A 21125-nucleotide genomic window follows, 5' to 3' on the forward strand; every position below is an offset into this window, starting at 1 on the left:
GGTTCCGACACTATGGCAAAGCGTGATTTCTATGAAGTACTCGGTGTCGCCAAGGGCGCCACTGAAGACGAGATCAAGAAGGCCTATCGCAAACTGGCGATGAAGTACCACCCGGACCGCAATCCGGATAGCAAGGACGCGGAAGAAAAATTCAAGGAAGTCAAAGAAGCCTACGAGATGCTGACCAATCCGGAGAAGCGCGAGGCCTATGACCGTTACGGCCACGCCGGCGTCGACCCGAACATGGGTGGCGGCGGTGGCTTCGGTGGCGCGGGCGGCTTCGGCGACGCCTTCGGTGACATCTTCGGCGATATCTTCGGCGGCGGCCGCGGCCGCAGTCAGGGCCCGCAGGTATACCGCGGCGCCGATCTGCGTTACAACCTGGAAATCACGCTGGAACAGGCGGCGCACGGCTTCGACACCACCATCCGCGTGCCGTCGTGGGACAAGTGCGACACCTGCCACGGTTCCGGCGCCAAGCCGGGCACCTCGCCAGTCACCTGCTCGACCTGCGCCGGTCACGGCCAGGTGCGCATGCAGCAGGGCTTCTTCAGCATCCAGCAGACCTGCCCGAAATGCCACGGCACCGGCAAGATCATCCCCGAGCCGTGCGCCGCGTGCGCCGGCCAGGGCCGCATCAAGCGCAACAAGACGCTGGAAGTGAAGATCCCGGTCGGCATCGACAACGGCATGCGTATCCGCTCGTCGGGCAACGGCGAGCCGGGCACGAACGGCGGACCGGCCGGCGACCTGTATGTGGAAATCCACATCAAGGCGCACCCGGTGTTCCAGCGCGAAGGCGACGACCTGCATTGCGAAATGCCGATTTCGTTCGCCAAAGCGGCGTTGGGTGGCGAAATCGAGGTGCCGACATTGTCTGGTAAAGTAGCGTTCACGATTCCCGAAGGCACCCAGTCGGGCAAGACCTTCCGCCTCAAAGGCAAGGGCATCAAGGGCGTGCGCTCCGGCTTCGCCGGCGACCTGTTCTGCCACGTGGCGGTCGAAACGCCGGTCAAGCTGACCGAGAAGCAGAAAGATCTGCTGCGGGAGTTCGAGAAATCGACCACCGAGGGCGGCAACAAGCACAGCCCGCAAACGAAAACCTGGCGCGACAAGGTGAAGGACTTCTTCGAGTAACCTCGCTGTCACGCTGAATTGGTAGTATCAAGACCGCCGCGCTGCCTTGTTTTGAGGCAGACCGGCGGTCTGTTTATGTACGAGAGGAAGATCATGGAAAGTCTGAAAAGCAGTGTCTCGCCGCTGCGCAATCTGCTGGAGAACAACCGCAAATGGGCGGCGTCGGAAGTCGAGCGCGATCCCGAATTCTTCCAGCGGCTGGCCAACCAGGCGGCGCCGGAATACCTGTGGATCGGTTGTTCCGACAGCCGCGTACCGGCGAATGAACTGTTGGGCCTGGCGCCTGGTGATGTGTTCGTTCACCGCAATATCGCCAACGTGGTGGTTCATACGGACCTGAACTGCCTGTCGGTGCTGCAGTTCGCGATCGAGGTGCTGAAGGTGAAGCACGTGATCATCGTCGGCCACTATGGCTGCAAGGGCGTGCACGCCGCCATGACCGGCACCCGCGTCGGCCTGGTCGACAACTGGCTGCGCCACGTCACCGACGTGTACCAGAAGCATGAACGCTACATGGGCACCGTGCTCAACGAGCAGAAGCGCTCCGAGCGTCTGGTCGAGCTGAACGTGGTGGAGCAGGTGTCGAACGTGGTGCAGACCACCATCGTGCAGGACGCCTGGGACCGTGGCCAGGACGTGACCGTGCACGGCTGGGTCTACGGCATCAACGACGGCAAGTTGCAGGACATGGGCATCGCCGTCAGCGCCCGCGACCAGCTGGCGCTGGCGGTACAGCAGCGCCTGGCGAAGTACGAAGCGGCGTAATTCGCCGTGGGCAGATTCGGGCAGGGGGCTGGCAGAACCAGACGGTTCTGGCATAGAATCTGCGCATGACCATCAAAACCAAGCCGGCCATGCCCAATTTGCGTATCGTCGTCGTCAATACCGTCGTCCATGACGAGGGTGACGAAGCGTTGCAGGCGCAGGCCGAGCGCGCGCGGGTGCTGCGGATTGGCTTGCTGGCGGCCGGCTACGACATCATCGCCTCGCTGCCGCCGGATATGTACCTGCCCGATCGCATCGCCCAACTGCAGCCCGACATGATCATCGTCGATGCGGAATCGGACGCGCGCGACGTGCTGGAGCATGTGGTCATCGCCACCCGCGACGAGCGCCGCCCCATCGTCATGTTCACCGAAGACCAGGACCCAGACAGTATGGAGGCGGCGGTGGAAGCCGGCGTGTCGGCCTACGTGGTGGCCGGGCTGCAAGGCGAGCGCATCAAGCCGGTGCTGCAGGTGGCGCTGGCGCAGTTCAAGCGCGAGCAGAAGCTGCTGGACGAACTGTCCGACACCAAGAGCAAGTTGGCCGAGCGCAAGGTAATCGAGCGCGCCAAGGGCCTGCTGATGGAGCGCCAGCGCTTCACCGAGGAGCAGGCCTACCAGAAGCTGCGCTCCATGGCCATGAGCAAAAACCTCAAACTGTCCGAAGTGGCCCAGCGCATCCTCGACGTGGAAGACCTGTTGGGCTAAAAACGCCCCCCAAAATGATGCACCGCGCAATCGCGGTGCATTTTTTTTGCGCAAAACCGGCTGTTCCCCTCTGTAAACAATCTGGCACGGACATTGCATAGCTTATTGGTAAGCGCAATGCTGCGCACGATGCGCCCTGCCAACGGCGGCAAGGCACACCAGACAATGACGTCTACCACATCATGAATTCGTTCGTGAGGGTAGGCGTTTTTTTTGGCCCATAGTTATTGACGACTACCAGAAGGGATAGCCATGAAAAACGAAGAACACCCAGTCAACGAGGTTGATGTCACACGCAGAAAAATGATTCATGGTGCAGGGCTGGTAGCGGGAGGAAGCATGTTGGGATTGGCGACGGGTGGTGTGTGGGCGGCGGGTTCGGACAAGCCGGAGAAAGAAGAAGTGAAGATCGGCTTCATTCCGCTGACCGACTGCGCTTCCGTGGTCATGGCCTCGGTGCTGGGCTTCGACAAGAAATACGGCGTTAAATTCGTGTTGAGCAAAGAGGCCTCCTGGGCCGGCGTGCGCGACAAGCTGGCCAACGGCGATCTGGATGCGGCCCATGTGCTGTATGGCCTGCTGTACGGCGTACAGATGGGCATCGGCGGCCAGAAGAAGGACATGGCGGTGCTGATGAGCCTTAACAACAACGGCCAGGCGATCACGCTGTCGAAAAAAATCGCCGATAAGGGCGCCGTTGATGGCGCCTCGCTGGCAAAGCTGATGAAGACCGACAAGCGCGACTACACCTTCGCGCAGACCTTCCCGACCGGCACCCACGCCATGTGGCTGTACTACTGGCTGGCCGCCAACGGCATCAATCCAATGAAGGACGCTAAGGTCATCACCGTGCCGCCGCCGCAGATGGTGGCCAATATGCGTGTCGGCAACATGGACGGCTTCTGCGTGGGCGAGCCTTGGGGGCACCGCGCCATCATGGACGGCGTGGGCATCACCGCCACCACCACGCAGGACATCTGGAAGGATCACCCGGAGAAGGTGCTGGGCTCCACGCTGGAATTCGCCAAGAAGAATCCCAACACCTGCCGCGCGATGATGGCGGCGATTCTGGAGGCGAGCAAATGGATCGACGCCTCGCTGGCCAACAAGAACAAGATGGCCGAGGTCATCGCCGATAAATCCTACGTCAACACCAGCAAGGATGCGATCGACCAGCGCATCATGGGCCGCTACCAGAATGGCCTGGGCAAAACCTGGGACGACGCCAACCACATGAAGTTCTACAACGACGGCGCGGTCAACTTCCCGTACCTGTCGGACGGTATGTGGTTCATGACCCAGCATCGCCGCTGGGGGCTGCTGAAGGACGATCCGGACTATCTGGCCGTGGCCACCGCCGTCAATCAGATCGACTTGTACAAGGACGCGGCCACCATGACCAAAACCCCTGTACCCAAGAGCCCTCTGCGTACTTCGAAACTGATGGATGGTTCGGTGTGGGACGGCAAGAACCCGAAAGCGTTCGCCGCCTCGTTCAAGATCAAAGCCTGATGACAGGAGGGTGCCATGAACGCCATGTTAAAACCCGAGAGCGCCGAGCCGGTGGCCGTTGAGGCACAACCCGCGCCGGGCCGTCGTCCACGTCGTCCGCTTGCCGCCAACTCCACGGCGCGCGTGCGCCAGCAGGTCTCCGCCACCGTGATGAAGATCGTCGCGCCGCTGGTGGGCGCCGCCCTGCTGGTCGCCGTTTGGCAGCTGATCACCGTGAACAACGCGACCTTCCCAACGCCGGCCGCCACGCTGGCGGAAGCCATCAAGATGTTCTCCGATCCGTTCTACCGCAACAGCCCTAACGACCAGGGCATCGGCTGGAACCTGCTGGCGTCCTTGCAGCGCGTGGGGATCGGCTTCGGTCTGGCCGCGCTGATCGGCATACCGCTCGGCTTCATGATCGGCCGCGTGCAGTTCATCGGCAGCATGTTCGGGCCGATTATCAGCCTGCTGAAACCCGTGTCGCCGCTGGCCTGGTTGCCGATTGGCCTGCTGGTATTCCAGTCGGCCAATCCGGCCGCGATCTGGTCGATCTTCATCTGCTCGATCTGGCCGATGATCATCAACACCGCCGTCGGTGTGCAGCGCGTGCCGCAGGATTACATGAACGTGGCGCGCGTGCTCAATCTCTCCGAGTGGAAGGTGCTGACCAAGATCCTGCTGCCATCGGCGCTGCCCTACATTCTGACTGGCGTGCGCCTGTCGATCGGCACCGCGTGGCTGGTGATCGTTGCGGCTGAAATGCTGACCGGCGGCGTCGGCATCGGCTTCTGGCTGTGGGACGAGTGGAACAACCTGAATGTCCCGCACATCATCATCGCCATCGTTTCGATCGGCGTGGTTGGTTTGCTGCTGGAGCAGGGGCTGATGGCGCTGGCTCGTGCGTTCACCTACGAACAAGTATCGAACTAAGGAGCGGATCATGGACGAATCCAAATTCATCGATATCGAAGGCGTGGAGATGGTGTTCCACACCAAGAAAGGTACGTTCCACGCGCTGCGTGAGATCGACCTGAAGGTCGCCAAGGGCGAATTCATCACGCTGATCGGCCACTCCGGTTGCGGCAAATCGACGTTGCTCAACCTGATCGCCGGCCTGTTGAAGCCCAGCGACGGCGTGCTGTTGTGCGCCAACCGCGAAATCGCCGGACCGTCGCCGGAGCGCTCGGTGGTGTTCCAGAACCACTCGCTGCTGCCGTGGCTCACCTGCTACGAGAACATTCACCTCGGCGTCGAGCGCGTGTTCGGCAAGACCGAATCGAAAGCGCAGCTCAAGGAGCGCACCATGCAGGCGCTGTCGCTGGTGGGACTGACGGCGGCGGAAACCAAGCGGCCGAATGAAATCTCGGGTGGCATGAAGCAGCGTGTCGGCATCGCCCGCGCGCTGGCGATGGAGCCGAAAGTGCTGCTGATGGACGAACCCTTCGGCGCCCTGGACGCGCTGACCCGCGCCCACCTGCAGGACGAGCTGCTGAAGATCGTCGCCGCCACCAAGTCCACGGTGGTGATGGTTACGCACGATGTCGACGAGGCGGTGCTGCTGTCCGACCGCATCGTCATGATGACCAACGGCCCGGCCGCCACCATCGGCGAAATCGTCGATGTGGCGCTGGCGCGACCGCGCGACCGCGTGGCGCTGGCGTCCGATCCACGGTACATGGAATACCGCACCGCCGTGCTGGAATTCCTTTACCGGAAACAGGCGCATCCCGCGAAGGAAGCCGCCTGATGGACATGTCGACCGCCGGACTTGCCCCTGCCGCCGCCAGCAAGCCGCTGTCCGGCGAAGTATTCAGCGCACTGATAAATCTATCGGGCCGGCGCCGCTTCACGTCGCAGCGCATCGTGCTGTACGCGCTGCTGGCGTCGCAGGGGCAGGACGGCGGCGCGGCGACGGCGCAGGAAGCGCTGTCGCTGTTCCGGGGCGCGCACAAGTCGCTGCTCAGCGAAGCGGACGGCTTGCCGGGTGTGTTCTGCCCGGAGCTGCGCGAAGCCTACTTCGGCAAGCTGGAAGGCGACAAGCAGATCGTCGCCTTCGCCGATCTGGGCGAGCGCACGTTGAGCGCGATCGCCCAGGACTCGCCGCAAGCAGCCGGGCTGCTGGCGGAGCTGGTGCGCATCACCACGCCGGTGCTGGCCATCCTGAACACCATCACCAGCATTTACGAGGAACAGGCCAAGCGCAACGCGCGGCTGATGCGCAAGCAACTGCGCGGCGTGATCACGGACATCGAGACCATCAACCGCCAGGCGCGCATGGTGGCCTTCAACGCCCGCATCGTCGCCGCCCGCGCCGGGCAGGCCGGCAAGGAATTCTCGGTGGTGGCCGGCGTGCTGTCCAACATCTCCGGCGAGATCGATGAAATGGTGGCCGCCGCGCTGTCCGCGGCGGGCTAGGTACACGGGGGAGATCGTCTTTCAAGGATGTCAAACCGCCATTCGTCTCATGTATGCTGTGAAGTTGCCGCGCATGCCGTAGTCTTTGCATGTGCTCAACGAACTGCCTCTGACATGAAACCGAATCATCGCCTACGACTGTTTGCCGCCGCCTGCTGGCTGTTCGGCGTTCCTCTGCCTGACCATGAGCCGGCCGTGGTCGGGCGGCCGATCATACGCTTCATGGTCATTCTGCTGCTGGGCGCCAGCATCGGTTACCTGATCGTCTGCTGCGCCAGCGCCGCGCAGGATTTCGTCAACGGCTTTTACGCCGGCTTTTACGCGGATGAGCCATTGCCGCCAGAGGTTCGGTGGAATATTCCGCTGGGAGTGTTGACAGGCGCGTTGCTGTCGGCACTGCTGTTTGCGCAAAGCCGCGTCATGAAGTCCGCCATCCTGCTGACTGGCGACCGTCTGAACCTTGAGCGCGAGCGAGCCAATCGCCAGCAACTGGAAGCGGAGTTGCGTCTGATGAAGGCGCAAATTGAACCGCATTTCCTGTTCAATACCTTGGGCGCGGTCCAGCAACTGGCGGAGGGCAAAGCGCCACAAGCCGCCGGGCTGACCGCCGAGCTGATTACCTTCCTGCGCGCGACCATGAGCAGTTTGCGCGCCGACACCATCCGCCTCGCTGATGACAGCGCGGTGTGCGCCGCCTACCTGCGCATCATGCAGGTCCGTCTCGGCGCGCGTCTGACGTTCTCCGTGGACTGCCCGCCCACGCTGGCTGACTTTCAGTTGCCGACCACTTTGCTGCTTATATTGGTCGAGAATGCGGTCAAACACGGCATCGAACGCGCGCCCACAGGTGGACATATCGACATCGCCGCCGCGCGGCAGGAGAGCCAGGTGGTTATCACGGTGGCCGACACCGGCGCCGGGTTCGGTGCGACGGTAGGCCAGGGCGTCGGTCTGCAGCATATCCGTGATCGCCTGGCACTGGTCTACGGCGACAATGCCCGCCTGACGATCAAGGAGAACAGGCCGAGCGGCGTTATCGCCCGCCTCTATATCCCTGTATGAACATTCTGATCGCGGAGGACGAACCACTGATGCGTGAGCGGTTGCTCGCGCAGCTGGCGCAGGCTTGGCCGGACGCGCGCATCGTCGCGGTGGCGGAAAACGGCAACGACGCCTGGGATGCCTGGCTTGAACACGAGCCGGACCTGGTCTTCCTCGACATTCAGATGCCTGGCCTGAGCGGCCTGGAAGTCGCGCGCCGCATTGCAGAGCGCTCCCACATTGTATTCGTAACGGCCTACGACCAGCACGCGCTGGAAGCTTTCCAGCGCGGCGCGGTGGATTATCTGCTAAAGCCAGTGGAGCTGGCGGCACTGGAACGCACGGTAGAGCGTCTGCGGCGTCGCACGCAATGCCCGGCGGCGCTGGCGCCGGTACTGAAACAGATCGAGGAGGCCGCGCCGCAGCGCCTCAAATGGCTAAAGGCCAGCGTCGGCAAGCAAATCCGTCTGATTAATGTGACCGACGTGCTGTTTCTGCAATCGGACACCAAATACACCCGCGTAGTGCTGGCCGACGGCGAAGCCCTGATCCGTATTGCCCTCAAAGACCTGCTGGAAGGGCTGGACCCGGAACTGTTCTGGCAAATCCATCGCGGCACGATCGTCAACGCCCACGCTATCGCGGTGGTCGAGCGGACTGATAACGAACGCCTGCACCTGACGGTAAAAGGCAGCAGCGAGGTGCTGGTGGTCAGCCGCACTTTCACCCATCAGTTCCGCGACTAGATTGGTATTGATCGCCGGCAAGCCGACGCCCGAAGCCTCACCGCGCACCGCGATGCGCACCGATAGCGTGCGCCATGCACCGTGAAATCGCACCGCACCATTTTTTAGAACGCCATAAAACAGCGCATCCTCTCTGAAAATGCGGCTTCCGAGGGGTGGCACGGCTCTTGCAAAGCATAGGGCAAGAGGTCAACGGCGATCTCCCAGAAACACACGAATTCATAGCTGGTCCAAGGACGGACTGGCAGGACAACGGCGTCCGCCCAACCCGGTCTTTGAGGCCTACGGTTGCGCGGACGCCTTTTTGTTTTCTGAACGGGATAAAAAATGGCCAGCAAAGCTACCAGCATCAAGCTCTTCTCGATTTCAACGCCGCAGATGCGGGCGTTCCACTTGACCTGGATGGCGTTCTTCGTCTGCTTCTTCGCGTGGTTCGCCTGCGCGCCGTTGATGCCGGTGATCAAAGGGGAGTTCGGCCTCACGCCAGGCCAAATCGCCAATATCAATATCGCGGCCGTTGCCGTCACCATTCTCGTGCGCCTGATCGTCGGCCCGTTGTGCGATCACTTCGGCCCACGCAAAGCCTATACCGGCTTGCTGCTGCTGGGTTCCATCCCGGTCATCGGCGTGGCCTTCGCGCAGAGCTACGAGAGCTTCCTGTTCTTCCGCCTCGCCATCGGCGCGGCCGGCGCCAGCTTCGTCATCACCCAATATCACACCTCGGTGATGTTCGGCCCTAAAGTGGTGGGCACCGCCAACGCCGCCGCAGCGGGTTGGGGCAATGCCGGCGGCGGTGTGGCGCAAGCCTTGATGCCGCTGCTGATGACCGCCATGATCATGCTGGGCGTGAGCGAAGGCTTCGGCTGGCGCGCCGCGCTGATCGTGCCGGGCGTGCTGATGATCATCATGGCCTTCGTCTACTACCGCTACACGCAGGACTGCCCGCAGGGAAATTTCAGCGATCTGCGCGCCGCTGGCGTGACGATCAAAGGTGGAAAGAAGGGCGGCTGGGATTCGTTCAAGCTGGCCGCCGCCAACTATCGCGTATGGCTGCTGTTCATCACCTACGGCGCCTGCTTCGGCATCGAGATCTTCATCCACAACATCGCCGCGATCTACTACGTCGATCACTTCAAACTGACGCTGGCGCAAGCTGGCATGGCCGCCGGCAGCTTCGGTCTGCTGGCGTTGTTCGCCCGCGCGCTGGGCGGCTGGGTGTCGGACAAATTCGCGGCCAAGGGCAATCTGAATAGCCGCGTCACGCTGCTGTTCGTGCTGATGCTGGGCGAAGGCGCTGGCCTGCTGATGTTTGCCCACGCCGGCAACGCCATGCTGGCGATTGGTGCGATGCTGGTCTTCGGTCTGTTCACTCATATGGCCTGCGGCGCGACCTACGCCGTGGTGCCGTTCGTCGACAAGCGCGCGCTCGGCGGCGTGGCCGGCATCATCGGCGCCGGCGGCAATGTGGGCGCCGTCGCCGCCGGCTTCCTGATGAAGGGTACCGGCGATGTGCAGCAGACACTGAGCATTCTCGGTGTGCTGGTCGCCATCTCCGCACTGTGCGCACTGGCGGCGCGCTTCAGCGCGGACACCGTCGAACAATCCGCAATCGCTACCGCTTAATAGGGCGCATCATGAAAATTATCGTTATCGGCCACGGCATGGTGGGTCACAAATTCCTGGAAAGCCTGGCCAACAGCGGCGTCGGCCATCTGCAGGTGACGGTGCTGTGCGAGGAGCCGCGTCCTGCCTACGACCGCGTGCACCTGTCCGAGTTCTTCTCCGGTAAAACCGCCGAAGACCTGTCGCTGGTGAAGCCTGGCTTCTTCGAGCGCGACGACATGGTGCTGCGTCTGAACACCCGCGCCACCGCCATCGACACCAAGGCGAAAACCGTCACCACCGGCGAAGGCGAGGTGCTGCCATACGATAAACTGGTGATCGCCACCGGCTCGTTCCCGTTCGTGCCACCGCTGCCGGGCAAGGACCGCAAGGACTGTTTCGTCTACCGTACCATCGAAGACCTGGAGGCGATGATGGAATGCGGCCAGCGCGCCAAGACCGGTGTGGTGATCGGCGGCGGTCTGCTGGGCCTCGAATGCGCCAAGGCGCTGCGTGACCTCAAGCTGGACACGCACGTGGTGGAATTCTCGCCGCGTCTGATGGCGGTGCAGGTGGACGACCATGGCGGCCGTGTGCTGCGCCGTAAAATCGAAGAACTGGGCGTGACTGTCCACACGGGCAAGAACACCACCGTGATCGTGGATGGCGTCGAAGCGACCCACCGCATGGAGTTTGCCGACGGCGGCTATCTGGAAGCGGACATGATCGTGTTCTCGGCCGGCATCCGTCCGCGCGACATGCTGGCGAAAGAAGCCGGCTTGGCGATTGGCCCGCGCGGCGGCATCGAAATCAATAACAACTGCATCACCTCCGATCCGCACGTGTATGCGATCGGCGAGTGCGCGTTGTGGGGCGGCTTGATCTTCGGCCTGGTGGCGCCGGGCTACGAAATGGCGCGCGTCGCCGCCAAGCATATGCTGGGCGAGGCGGCGGAATTCGCCGGCGCCGACATGAGCACCAAGCTGAAACTGATGGGCGTGGACGTGGCGTCCATCGGCGACCCGCATGGCAAGGAAGCGGGCAGCCACTCGTATCAGTTCATCGATGAGCGCAAGCAGATCTACAAGAAGATCGTGGTGTCCAGCTGCGGCAAGTATCTGCTGGGTGGCGTGATGGTCGGCGATGCCGCCGAATATGGCACGCTGCTGCAAATGATGCTGAACAAGATCGAGCTGCCGGAGTCGCCGGAGTTCCTGATTCTGCCGCAATCCGACGGCGCGGCCAAGCCGGCGCTGGGTGTCGATGCGTTGCCGGAGTCGGCGCAGATCTGCTCCTGCAACAACATCTCCAAAGGCCAGCTGTGTGCCGCCGTGGCGAACGGCGCCAACACCATCGGCGAACTGAAATCGTGCACCAGCGCCGGCACCGCGTGCGGCGGCTGCGTGCCGCTGGTGACGCAGGTGATGAAGGCCGAGATGAAGAAGCAGGGCATGGAAGTGAACAACCATGTGTGCGAGCACTTTGCCTATTCGCGCCAGGAGCTGTTCCACCTGATCAAAGTCGGCAAGATCGCCACCTTCAACGACCTGCTGCACAAGCATGGCAAGGGCCTGGGCTGCGACGTTTGCAAGCCGCTGGCCGCCAGCATTCTGGCAACCATCAACAACGAGTTTGTGCTGAAGAAGGAACACGCCAGCCTGCAGGACACCAACGACTACTTCCTCGGCAATATCCAGAAGGATGGCACTTACTCGGTGGTGCCGCGCATGCCAGCCGGCGAGGTCACCGCCGATGGGCTGATCGCCGTGGGCACAGTCGCCAAGAAGTATGGCCTGTACACCAAGATCACCGGCGGCGCGCGTGTCGACCTGTTTGGCGCGCGCGTCGAGCAGTTGCCGCTGATCTGGGAAGAACTGATCGCCGCCGGCTTCGAGTCCGGCCACGCGTACGGCAAGTCGCTGCGCACGGTGAAGTCCTGTGTCGGTTCGACCTGGTGCCGTTACGGTGTCGATGATTCGATCGGCCTGGCGATCGAGCTGGAAAATCGCTACAAGGGTCTGCGCACGCCGCACAAGATCAAGTTCGGCGTCTCTGGTTGCACCCGCGAGTGTGCTGAAGCGCAGGGCAAGGACGTCGGCGTGATCGCCACCGAAAAAGGCTGGAATCTTTACGTGGCCGGTAATGGCGGCATGAAGCCTCGTCATGCCGAGCTGCTGGCGACGGAGCTGGATAAGGAAACGCTGGTCAAGTACATCGACCGCTTCCTGATGTTCTACAGCCGCACTGGCGACCGTCTGCAACGGACCAGCACCTGGCGCGAGAATCTGGAAGGCGGCCTCGATTACCTGAAGGACGTCATCGTCAAGGACAAGCTGGGCATCGGCGCCGAGCTGGAAGCCGACATGCAACATGTGGTCAACACTTACGCTTGCGAATGGAAGGAAGCGGTCGAGAATCCGGAAACCCGCAAACGCTTCCGCCACTTCGTCAATAGCGACAAGGGCGACGAGAACGTGTTGTTCATGGAAGAGCGTGGCCAGATTCGTCCGGCCACCATCGAAGAGCGCAAGCGCGTTATCCCTATCGCAGTCAAGGCAGCTTGAGGAGAAGATTATGCACCGTGATATTCAAACCGATAACTGGATCGCCGTCTGCAACCTGGACGACATCGTGCCCAACACCGGCGTGTGTGCGCTGCTGAATGAGATGCAGGTGGCGGTGTTCCACGTCGATGCCGGCGAGCCGAGGGTGTTCGCGATCGATAACTATGATCCGAATTCCGAGGCCTCGGTGCTGTCGCGCGGCCTGGTTGGATCGTTGGGCGAGCGCATTGTGGTTGCGTCGCCGATCTACAAGCATCACTTCGACCTGCAGACCGGCGAGTGCCTGGAGGCGCCGGAGCATTCGGTGGGCACCTATCCCGCCCGTATCGATGACGGAAAAGTCTGGGTAGGCCTGTGAAACCCGCGCTGGTCGTCATCGGCAACGGCATGGCCGGCATGCGCACGGTCGAGGAGCTGTACAAGCTCGCGCCGGACATGTACGACATCACCGTATTCGGCGCCGAGCCGCACGGTAACTACAACCGCATCCTGCTGTCGCCGGTGCTGGCGGGCGAGAAGAGCGTGGAAGACATCATGCTCAACACCCGCGAGTGGTATGTGCAGCATGGGATTACGCTGCACGCCGGCGATCCGGTCGAGCATATCGACCGTCGCAAGCGCGTGGTGCGCGCCAAATCCGGCCTGGAAGTCAAATACGACCGTCTGCTGATCGCCACCGGTTCCAAGCCCTTCATCATTCCGGTGCCGGGCCACCAGCTGAACGGTGTGCTAGCCTTCCGCGACATTCAGGACGTGGAGCAGATGCTGGCGATGGCGCGCAATCACCGCAACGCGGTGGTGATCGGCGGCGGTCTGCTGGGCCTTGAAGCGGCCAATGGCCTGCAACGTCAGGGCATGAGCGTGACCGTGGTCCACGTGACGGAAGCGCTGATGAATCAGCAGCTCGACAAGCCCGCCGCCGCGTTGCTGCAAAAAGCGCTGGAAGCCAAGGGCCTCAAATTCATGATGGGCGCACAGACCGAGGAAATCCTCGGTTCTGAACGCGTGACCGGCGTGCGCTTCAAGGACGGCACCGAGATCCCCGCCGATCTGGTGGTGATGACCGCCGGCGTGCGTCCGAATATCGAACTGGCCAAGGCCGCCGGCCTGCATTGCGAACGCGCCATCGTGGTGGACGACACGCTGCAAACCTATGACCCGCGCATCTACGCCGTCGGCGAATGCGTGCAGCACCGCAGCGCCACGTTCGGTCTGGTGGCGCCGATCTGGGATCAGGCGCGCGTTTGCGGCGCGCATCTGGCCGGCGCCGGCGTGCGCCGCTACGTGCAGCAAACGTCGCCAACGCGGCTGAAGGTCACCGGTGTCGATCTGTACTCGGTCGGTGATTTCATCGGCGGCGAGGGCAGTGAAGACCTGGTGTTGCGCGACGCCCGCCGTGGCGTCTACAAGCGCCTGGTCATCAAGGATGGCCGCGTTACCGGTGCCGTGCTGTATGGTGACGTCAAGGACGGCCCGTGGTACTTCAACCTGATTCAGAACCGCAGCGACATCACGCCTATCCGTCAAACCCTGTTATTTGGCGAAGCCCTGTCCAATCGGGCCGCCTGAAGGATTATTTTGAACTTGTCTACCGACCATCTGGCCATTCGCACCACCTGTGCCTACTGCGGCGTAGGCTGCGGCGTGCAGGCCACGCCGAAGGACGATGGCACGTTCGCTATCGCTGGCGACAAGCAGCACCCGGCCAACAAGGGCCGTTTGTGCGTGAAAGGCTCCACGCTCGGCGAAACCGTTGGGCTGGAAGGCCGCCTGCTTTATCCGCAGGTGCGCGAGGCCGATGGTCTGCGCCGCGTTTCGTGGGACGCGGCGCTGGACAAGGTGGCCGGCGAGTGGCGGCGCATCATCGCCGAGCATGGCCCGGATGCCGTCGCACTGTACGTCTCCGGCCAGTTGCTGACCGAGGACTACTACGTCGCCAATAAACTGATGAAGGGTTACATCGGCAGCGCCAATATCGACACCAACTCGCGCCTGTGCATGTCGTCCGCCGTGGCGGGCTACAAGCGCGCCTTCGGCGAAGACCTGGTGCCGGTCTGCTACGACGATCTGGAACTGGCCGACATGGTCGTGCTGGTGGGTTCCAACACTGCGTGGTGCCATCCGATTCTGTTCCAGCGCATCTTGAAAGCCAAGGAAGCGCGCCCGGAGATGAAGCTGGTGGTGATCGATCCGCGCCGCACGGCGACCTGCGAACTGGCCGATCTGCATTTGCCGGTCAAAGCCGGCACCGATGTCTGGCTGTTCAACGGCTTGCTGAGTTATCTTTCGCGCATCGGCGCCGTCGATCCGCGATTCATCGAGCAGCACACCAACGGCTTCCAGGCGGCGCTGGATGTCGCGCACGCCGACTGCGCCGATCTTGCCGTGGTGGCGAAGATCTGCCGCGTCGAGTTGTCGCTGCTGCTGGAGTTCTACGAACTGTTCGCCGCCACCCACAAGACCATCACCGCCTATTCGATGGGCGTGAACCAGTCGTCGGCCGGCACCGACAAGGCCAACGCCATCATCAACTGCCATCTGATTGGCGGCCGGCTCGGCAAGCCGGGCATGGGACCGTTCTCCATCACCGGCCAGCCGAACGCCATGGGCGGGCGCGAAGTCGGCGGCCTGGCCAATATGCTGGCCGCGCACATGGATCTGGAACGCGCGGAGCATCGTGAGGTGGTGCAGACTTTTTGGGAGTCGCCGGCCATGGCCGACAAGGGGGGCCTGAAAGCGGTCGATCTGTTCCAGGCCATCGAGGAAGGCAAGGTCAAGTCGGTATGGGTGATCGCCACCAATCCGGTGGTCAGCATGCCGGACGCGGATCAGGTGCGTCGCGCGCTGGACAAGTGCGAGCTGGTGATCGCCTCCGATATCATGCAAGACACCGACACCACCGCCTACGCCGACGTGCTGCTGCCGGCGCTGGGCTGGGGCGAGAAGGATGGCACGGTGACCAACTCCGAGCGCCGCATCTCGCGCCAGCGCGCTTTTCTGTCGGCGCCCGGCGAAGCGCTGCCGGACTGGAAGATTCTGTCGCTGTTTGCGCAGCGCATGGGCTACACCGGCTTTGATTTCGGCGGCCAGCACGGCGTGTTCGACGAACACGCGCGCCTGAGTGGCTTCCGCAACGCCGCTGCTGATGTGCCGCGCGCGTTCGATATGTCCGGCCTCGCCGGCCTCCAGCAATCCGACTACGATGCGCTGGAGCCGACCCAATGGCCGGTGCGCCGTACCGCCAGCGGCGAGCTGCAAACCGAAGTCCGGCTGTTCAAGGACGGCGTTTTCGCGCATGCCGATGGCAAGGCGCGCTTCATCGCCACCGCGCCACGCCTGCCGCGCAACGCCGTCAGCGAAGAGTATCCGCTGTCGCTGAACACGGGCCGCGTGCGCGACCAATGGCACACCATGACCCGCACCGGTAAATCCGCCACGCTGGCTGACCATATCGCCGAATCCTTCGTCGACATGCACCCGCAGGATGCGCTGTTGAGCGGCGTGAAAGAGGGCGAGCTGGCGCGCGTGACGTCCGAGTGGGGCGCGATGGTGGCACGCGTGCAGCACGGCGGCGGCATCCCGCGTGGCAGCGTGTTCATTCCGATTCACTGGAGCGGCCAGACCGCGTCCGACGCGCGTGTTGGCGCGGTGGTCAATCCGGTGGTCGATCCGGTATCCGGCGAGCCTGAGTTCAAGCACACGCCGGTGCGCGTAGAGCAGTTCCGGGTCAACTGGCACGGTTTCATTTTGAGCCGCGATGCGCTGAACCTTGATAGCATCGCTCACTGGACCCGCATTCAGGGCCGCGAGTTCGCGCGCTACGAGCTGGCCGGCCGCAACACGATCAAGGATCACGCCGGGTGGTCGCGCGCGCTGCTGGGCGTGGGCGATCCAGACGCGGACTGGCTGGAATACGAGGACAAGACCGCCGGCGTGTACCGTGCCGTGCACGTGGTGAACGATCGCATCGAACAATGTATTTTCATGTCGCCGCGCCAGGACATGCCGTCGCGCGCGTGGCTGGCCAGCCTGTTCGCCAAGGAGCAGTTGAGTGAAATCGATCGCGTTGGCCTGCTGGTCGGCATGCCGGTGGAGAAGGGCGCGGACACCGGTCCCACCGTGTGCTCGTGCTTTGGTGTCGGCCGCAACACCATCTGCAACGCCATCATCGAGAAAGACCTGAAGACGGTGGCGGAGGTGACGGCGTGCCTGAAGGCCGGCGGCAATTGCGGTTCCTGCGTCCCGGAGATCAAGAAAATATTGGTGCAAACCCGCGTGGAGGCTGAAGAAGTAAGGTTGTGATTATGGTAAGCTAGACCTGTCGACAGCAAAATGGAGCGCGCATGTCTATCCGTGAGAACTTCTCCGATGCCGATATGGACCAGTGGCTCAATGATAATCGCGTCACTGAAATTGAATGCCTGGTGCCCGATCTGACGGGCGTGGCGCGCGGGAAGATTCTGCCGCGCGCCAAATTCACCCAGGACCGCGGCATGCGCATCCCCGAGGCGGTGCTGGGCATGACCGTCACCGGCAACTACCCGACCGAAGACCCGGCCTACGACCGCGCCATCTCCAACACGGACCGCGACATGATCCTGCGCGCGGACCCCGGCAGCATCACCACCGTCCCCTGGGCCATCGATCCGACCGCGCAGGTCATTCACGACTGCTATTTCGCCGATGGCACGCTGGTCGATTTCGCACCACGCTCGGTGCTGCGCCGTGTGCTCAAGCTGTATGCGGACAAGGGCTGGCAGCCGATCGTCGGGCCGGAGCTGGAGTTCTACCTCACCGAGAAGAACATCGATCCCAACCTGCCTTTGCGCGCGCCGGTGGGCCGCAGCGGCCGCGCCGAGACCACGCGCCAGGTCTACAGCATTGACGCGGTCAACGAATTCGATCCGCTGTTCGAGGATATCTACGACTACTGCGCGCTGATGAATCTCGACGTGGACACGCTGATCCACGAAACCGGCGCCGGTCAGATGGGCCTCAACTTCCAGCATGGCGATGCGCTGGCGCTGGCCGACAATGTGTTCTACTTCAAGCGCACCTTGCGCGAAGCGGCGCTCAAGCACCATATGTACGCCACCTTCATGGCCAAGCCGATGGGCGGCGAGCCCGGATCGGCGATGCACGTCCACCAGAGCGTGAGCGACGCCGTCACCGGCCGCAATATCTTCACCCTTGCGGATGGTTCGCCGTCGCCGCAGTTCCGCCACTACATCGGCGGCTTGCAGCGCTACACGCCGGCGGCGATGGCGATTCTGGCGCCGTATGTCAATTCCTACCGCCGCATCGTGCGCCACACGGCGGCGCCGATCAACGTCCAGTGGGGCATGGACAACCGCACCGTGGGCTTCCGCATTCCGATATCCGGCGTTGAGCAGCGGCGGGTGGAGAACCGCATCATCGGCGCGGACGCCAATCCCTACCTCGGCATCGCGGTGACGCTGGCCTGCGGCTACCTGGGCCTGATCGACCAGCTGGAGCCGACGCCAATGTATAACGGCAGCGCCTACGATCACTTCTACGAACTGCCGCAAGGGCTGCCGCAGGCGCTCACGCTGCTGCGGCAAGAGGACCGCCTGCGCGACGTGCTGGGCGAGCGTTTTGTCGATGTGTACACGGCCATCAAGGAACTGGAGCACCAGGAGTTCATGACCGTCATCAGCCCATGGGAGCGGGAACACCTATTGCTGCATGTTTGAGCGCTGCTGGCTTTATAATCACCGGTTTGGCGGATATTATTTTACCTTTCTAATAACATGACCATAGAGCGAGCTGCTGAACCTTTTCTCCTGATCCGTAACCTGGTGAAGGAATTCGATGGCGTGCGCGCCGTCAATGACGTATCGGTGGCGATCAACAAGGGCGAAATCTTCGCGCTGCTGGGCAGCTCGGGCTGCGGCAAATCGACGCTGCTGCGCATGCTGGCCGGTTTTGAAACGCTGACCTCGGGCAGCATCACGCTGGCCGGCCAGGATATCGTCAGCGTGCCGCCGTACCAGCGCCCGATCAATATGATGTTTCAGTCGTATGCGCTGTTCCCCCACCTGTCGGTGTGGGACAACATCGCCTTCGGCCTGCGTCGCGACGGCCTGCCGAAAGATGAAATCGCGGCGCGCGTGGAAAAGATGCTGGCGCTGGTGCAGTTGACGGAATATGCCAAGCGCAAGCCGCATCAGCTGTCGGGCGGCCAGCAGCAGCGCGTGGCGCTGGCGCGTTCGCTGGCCAAACGTCCGCAGTTGCTGCTGCTGGACGAGCCGCTGGGCGCACTGGATAAGAAGCTGCGCGAGCGCACGCAGATGGAACTGGTCAGCATCATCGAGGAAGTGGGCGTGACCTGCGTGATGGTCACCCACGACCAGGACGAAGCCATGAGCATGGCCACCCGTATCGCCGTCATGAGCGCGGGCCGCATTCTGCAAGTGGGCGCGCCGGACGAAATCTATGAAACGCCGAACTGCCGCTTCGTCGCGGACTTCATCGGCAGCGTCAATCTGTTCAACGGTTCGGTGACGGAAGATGAGCCGGACCACGTCATCATCGATACGCCGGAGGGCAAGCATTACGTCACCCACGGTATTACCGGCACCATGGGCATGCCGGTGTCGGTGGCGGTGCGTCCGGAGAAGATCGCCGTGCAGGCGGAGGCGCCAACGCGGGAGCAGCGCGCCAAGGCGGCCGAACATGGCTACAACTGCGTGCAGGGTGTGGTCACCGGCGTGTCCTACTTCGGCAACGAGACTAGCTACCACATTACGCTGGACAGCGGCATGGTGGTCAAGGCCTCGCGCACCAACGTCGCGCGTCACGACGACGCGGCGCTCAAGCGCGACCAGCGCGTGTTCGCGTGGTGGGACGGCTCAGACGTTGTCGTGCTGACCAGCTAAGGCGCGGTGGTCATGAACTCTTTGAAAAACCTGATCAAGCACCCAGGCCGCGCCGTGGTGATCGGCGTGCCTTTCCTGTGGCTGACGTTTGCCTTCCTGATTCCGTTCCTGATCGTTTTGCGCATCAGCTTCGTGGATCTCGACAGCGGCGATGGCGGCCCGTTCGGCAGCCTGGTGACGGTGGCCGATGGCGTGATGACGCTGAAGGTCAAAGTCGCCAACTACCTGTACATCCTGCAGGACGAGCTGTATGCGATCACCTATCTGAATTCGCTGAAGTTCGCCGCGATCACGGCGGCGCTGTGCCTGGCCATCGGCTATCCGTTCGCCTACTTCATGGCGCGCGCCAAGCCGGCCATCCGCCCGGTGCTGCTGATGCTGGTGATGATGCCGTTCTGGACGTCCTTCCTGCTGCGTATCTACGCGTGGAAGGGCATCCTGGCCAACAACGGTATCCTCAACAGCTTCCTGATGAACATCGGCGTTATCTCCGAGCCGCTGCACCTGATGAACACTCAGTTCTCGCTGATCATCGGCATGGTGTATGCCTACCTGCCGTTCATGATCCTGCCGCTGTACGCGAATCTGGTGAAGATGGACGTGCGCTTCCTGGAGGCGGCGGCCGACCTGGGCGCCACGCCGTGGCAGACTTTCTGGCGTATCACGGTGCCGCTGTCGAAATCGGGCATCATCGCCGGCACCATGCTGGTGTTTATTCCGGCGGTCGGTGAGTACGTGATTCCCGAGCTGCTGGGCGGCCCGGAAACGCTGATGATTGGCCGCCAGTTGTGGGACGAGTTCTTTACCAATAACGATTGGCCGCTGGCGTCCTCGGTGACGGTGGTGGTGATCCTGCTGATTCTTGTGCCGATGGCGATCTTTAATAAATACCAGGCAGAACAGGAGGTGCGCAAATGACCCAGTTCCTGCATCGTTGGTTCGGGCGCGGCTGGCTCTCAATGGGCTATCTGTTCCTGTACATCCCGATTATCGTGTTGGTGGTGTTCTCGTTTAACAGCTCGCGCCAGGACATGGTGTGGAGTGGCTTTTCGTTGCAGTGGTATGCGGCGCTGTTGAACGATCAGGAGATTATCAGCGGCTTTGGGCTGTCGCTGCGGATCGCGCTGCTGACGGCTTGCGGCTCGGTGATTCTCGGGACGTTCGCGGCGTTTGTGCTGGACCGCTACCAGCGCTTCTCCGGCCGCACGCTGTTCACCGGCATGGTCAGCGCGCCGCTGGTGATGCCGGAGGTGATTATCGGCCTGTCGCTGCTGTTGATGCTGGTGTCGGTGCAGAAGATGTTCGGCTTCCCGGAGCGCGGCATGCTGACCATCTGGCTCGGTCATACGCTGCTCGGCATGGCCTATGCGACGGTGGTGGTGCAATCGCGCTTGAGTGAGATGAACAAGTCGCTGGAAGAGGCGGCGATGGATTTGGGCTGCCGCCCCTTCCAGGTGTTCTTCCTGGTGACGCTGCCGAACATCAAACAGGCGCTGGGTTCCGCATGGCTGCTGACCTTCACGCTGTCGCTGGATGACGTGGTGCTGTCGGCCTTCCTGTCCGGCCCCGGTTCATCGACGATGCCGATCGTGATCTTCTCGCGCGCGCGCCTGGGGCTCGATCCGCGCGTGAACGCGGTGGCGGCGCTGACCATTCTGGTGGTGACGATCGGCGTGATCGCATCGAGCCTGTACATTGCCCGCGCCGAGCGTCAGCGCTCGAAACAGCTGGCCGCCGCGGCCAAAGGCTAATCCT

The 21125-nt window shown here is 62.5% G+C and carries 18 protein-coding genes; all 18 read left to right on the forward strand.

Annotated features, from left to right (window positions below; genetic code table 11):
• Positions 1–12: 12 nt before the first annotated feature.
• The 18 genes from dnaJ to GTP44_RS06840 all read left to right on the forward strand — a co-directional run bounded on the left by dnaJ (position 13) and on the right by GTP44_RS06840 (position 21121).
• A complete protein-coding gene (gene dnaJ / locus GTP44_RS06755) occupies positions 13–1137 on the forward strand; it encodes a molecular chaperone DnaJ (RefSeq protein WP_160989154.1) in 1125 nt (374 codons plus the stop codon).
• A gap of 93 nt (positions 1138–1230) precedes the next feature.
• The gene (gene can / locus GTP44_RS06760) at positions 1231–1902 is read left to right on the forward strand and encodes a carbonate dehydratase (protein ID WP_160989155.1); all 672 of its coding nucleotides are present in this window, start codon (positions 1231–1233) and stop codon (positions 1900–1902) included.
• Positions 1903–1991: 89 nt separating this feature from the next.
• Entirely contained in the window at positions 1992–2609 is a 618-nt protein-coding gene (locus GTP44_RS06765) for an ANTAR domain-containing response regulator (protein ID WP_161018916.1), read from the forward strand.
• Between the two features lie 339 nt (positions 2610–2948).
• Positions 2949–4121, forward strand: coding sequence for a CmpA/NrtA family ABC transporter substrate-binding protein (locus GTP44_RS06770; protein WP_160989158.1), 1173 nt, complete (start codon positions 2949–2951; stop codon positions 4119–4121).
• Between the two features lie 15 nt (positions 4122–4136).
• Positions 4137–5033 carry a nitrate ABC transporter permease gene (ntrB, locus tag GTP44_RS06775; protein ID WP_160989159.1) on the forward strand — a complete coding sequence of 299 codons (897 nt, stop codon included), beginning with the start codon at positions 4137–4139 and terminating at the stop codon, positions 5031–5033.
• A gap of 10 nt (positions 5034–5043) precedes the next feature.
• Positions 5044–5850 carry an ABC transporter ATP-binding protein gene (locus GTP44_RS06780; RefSeq protein WP_160989160.1) on the forward strand — a complete coding sequence of 269 codons (807 nt, stop codon included), beginning with the start codon at positions 5044–5046 and terminating at the stop codon, positions 5848–5850.
• Positions 5850–6518, forward strand: coding sequence for a type IV pili methyl-accepting chemotaxis transducer N-terminal domain-containing protein (locus GTP44_RS06785; protein WP_161018826.1), 669 nt, complete (start codon positions 5850–5852; stop codon positions 6516–6518). The genes GTP44_RS06780 and GTP44_RS06785 overlap by 1 nt, the downstream gene beginning before the upstream one ends.
• Positions 6519–6740: 222 nt before the next feature.
• Complete coding sequence (locus GTP44_RS06790; protein ID WP_161018827.1) at positions 6741–7580, forward strand: sensor histidine kinase; 840 nt, start codon at positions 6741–6743, stop codon at positions 7578–7580.
• Positions 7577–8305: a LytR/AlgR family response regulator transcription factor gene (locus GTP44_RS06795; protein WP_161018828.1), complete on the forward strand. Its 729-nt coding sequence runs from the start codon at positions 7577–7579 to the stop codon at positions 8303–8305. Before GTP44_RS06790 ends, GTP44_RS06795 begins: the two co-directional genes overlap by 4 nt.
• Positions 8306–8632: 327 nt before the next feature.
• Positions 8633–9928, forward strand: coding sequence for an MFS transporter (locus GTP44_RS06800; RefSeq protein WP_161018829.1), 1296 nt, complete (start codon positions 8633–8635; stop codon positions 9926–9928).
• Between the two features lie 11 nt (positions 9929–9939).
• Entirely contained in the window at positions 9940–12471 is a 2532-nt protein-coding gene (gene nirB, locus GTP44_RS06805; protein ID WP_161018830.1) for a nitrite reductase large subunit NirB, read from the forward strand.
• Between the two features lie 10 nt (positions 12472–12481).
• Positions 12482–12829 carry a nitrite reductase small subunit NirD gene (gene nirD / locus GTP44_RS06810; protein WP_160989166.1) on the forward strand — a complete coding sequence of 116 codons (348 nt, stop codon included), beginning with the start codon at positions 12482–12484 and terminating at the stop codon, positions 12827–12829.
• Positions 12826–14040, forward strand: coding sequence for an NAD(P)/FAD-dependent oxidoreductase (locus GTP44_RS06815; RefSeq protein ID WP_371867163.1), 1215 nt, complete (start codon positions 12826–12828; stop codon positions 14038–14040). Before nirD ends, GTP44_RS06815 begins: the two co-directional genes overlap by 4 nt.
• 9 nt (positions 14041–14049) lie before the next feature.
• A complete protein-coding gene (locus tag GTP44_RS06820; protein WP_161018831.1) occupies positions 14050–16773 on the forward strand; it encodes a nitrate reductase in 2724 nt (907 codons plus the stop codon).
• Between the two features lie 41 nt (positions 16774–16814).
• Positions 16815–18185 carry a glutamine synthetase family protein gene (locus GTP44_RS06825; protein ID WP_161018832.1) on the forward strand — a complete coding sequence of 457 codons (1371 nt, stop codon included), beginning with the start codon at positions 16815–16817 and terminating at the stop codon, positions 18183–18185.
• A gap of 57 nt (positions 18186–18242) precedes the next feature.
• Positions 18243–19370, forward strand: a complete 1128-nt coding sequence (locus GTP44_RS06830; RefSeq protein WP_161018833.1) for an ABC transporter ATP-binding protein — start codon at positions 18243–18245, stop codon at positions 19368–19370.
• A 12-nt stretch (positions 19371–19382) separates the two neighbouring features.
• On the forward strand, positions 19383–20288 hold the full coding sequence (locus GTP44_RS06835) for an ABC transporter permease subunit (RefSeq protein WP_160989170.1): 906 nt from the start codon (positions 19383–19385) through the stop codon (positions 20286–20288).
• Positions 20285–21121, forward strand: coding sequence for an ABC transporter permease (locus GTP44_RS06840; RefSeq protein WP_160989171.1), 837 nt, complete (start codon positions 20285–20287; stop codon positions 21119–21121). Before GTP44_RS06835 ends, GTP44_RS06840 begins: the two co-directional genes overlap by 4 nt.
• Positions 21122–21125: the final 4 nt, after the last annotated feature.

Source organism: Duganella lactea (assembly GCF_009857505.1).
In the GTDB taxonomy this organism is placed as follows: Bacteria; Pseudomonadota; Gammaproteobacteria; order Burkholderiales; family Burkholderiaceae_D; genus Rugamonas; species Rugamonas lactea.

Excerpts from the sequence above, each read along its gene's own strand:
- nirD (WP_160989166.1), top strand. The coding sequence starts at position 12,482 with ATGCACCGTGATATTCAAACCGATAACTGGATCGCCGTCTGCAACCTG.
- GTP44_RS06840 (WP_160989171.1), top strand. The coding sequence starts at position 20,285 with ATGACCCAGTTCCTGCATCGTTGGTTCGGGCGCGGCTGGCTCTCAATG.
- GTP44_RS06795 (WP_161018828.1), top strand. The coding sequence starts at position 7,577 with ATGAACATTCTGATCGCGGAGGACGAACCACTGATGCGTGAGCGGTTG.
- GTP44_RS06780 (WP_160989160.1), top strand. The coding sequence starts at position 5,044 with ATGGACGAATCCAAATTCATCGATATCGAAGGCGTGGAGATGGTGTTC.
- GTP44_RS06825 (WP_161018832.1), top strand. The coding sequence starts at position 16,815 with ATGTCTATCCGTGAGAACTTCTCCGATGCCGATATGGACCAGTGGCTC.
- GTP44_RS06790 (WP_161018827.1), top strand. The coding sequence starts at position 6,741 with ATGGTCATTCTGCTGCTGGGCGCCAGCATCGGTTACCTGATCGTCTGC.
- GTP44_RS06770 (WP_160989158.1), top strand. The coding sequence starts at position 2,949 with ATGTTGGGATTGGCGACGGGTGGTGTGTGGGCGGCGGGTTCGGACAAG.
- GTP44_RS06785 (WP_161018826.1), top strand. The coding sequence starts at position 5,850 with ATGGACATGTCGACCGCCGGACTTGCCCCTGCCGCCGCCAGCAAGCCG.
- can (WP_160989155.1), top strand. The coding sequence starts at position 1,231 with ATGGAAAGTCTGAAAAGCAGTGTCTCGCCGCTGCGCAATCTGCTGGAG.
- ntrB (WP_160989159.1), top strand. The coding sequence starts at position 4,137 with ATGAACGCCATGTTAAAACCCGAGAGCGCCGAGCCGGTGGCCGTTGAG.
- nirB (WP_161018830.1), top strand. The coding sequence starts at position 9,940 with ATGAAAATTATCGTTATCGGCCACGGCATGGTGGGTCACAAATTCCTG.
- GTP44_RS06830 (WP_161018833.1), top strand. The coding sequence starts at position 18,243 with ATGACCATAGAGCGAGCTGCTGAACCTTTTCTCCTGATCCGTAACCTG.
- GTP44_RS06765 (WP_161018916.1), top strand. The coding sequence starts at position 1,992 with ATGCCCAATTTGCGTATCGTCGTCGTCAATACCGTCGTCCATGACGAG.
- GTP44_RS06800 (WP_161018829.1), top strand. The coding sequence starts at position 8,633 with ATGGCCAGCAAAGCTACCAGCATCAAGCTCTTCTCGATTTCAACGCCG.
- GTP44_RS06835 (WP_160989170.1), top strand. The coding sequence starts at position 19,383 with ATGAACTCTTTGAAAAACCTGATCAAGCACCCAGGCCGCGCCGTGGTG.
- dnaJ (WP_160989154.1), top strand. The coding sequence starts at position 13 with ATGGCAAAGCGTGATTTCTATGAAGTACTCGGTGTCGCCAAGGGCGCC.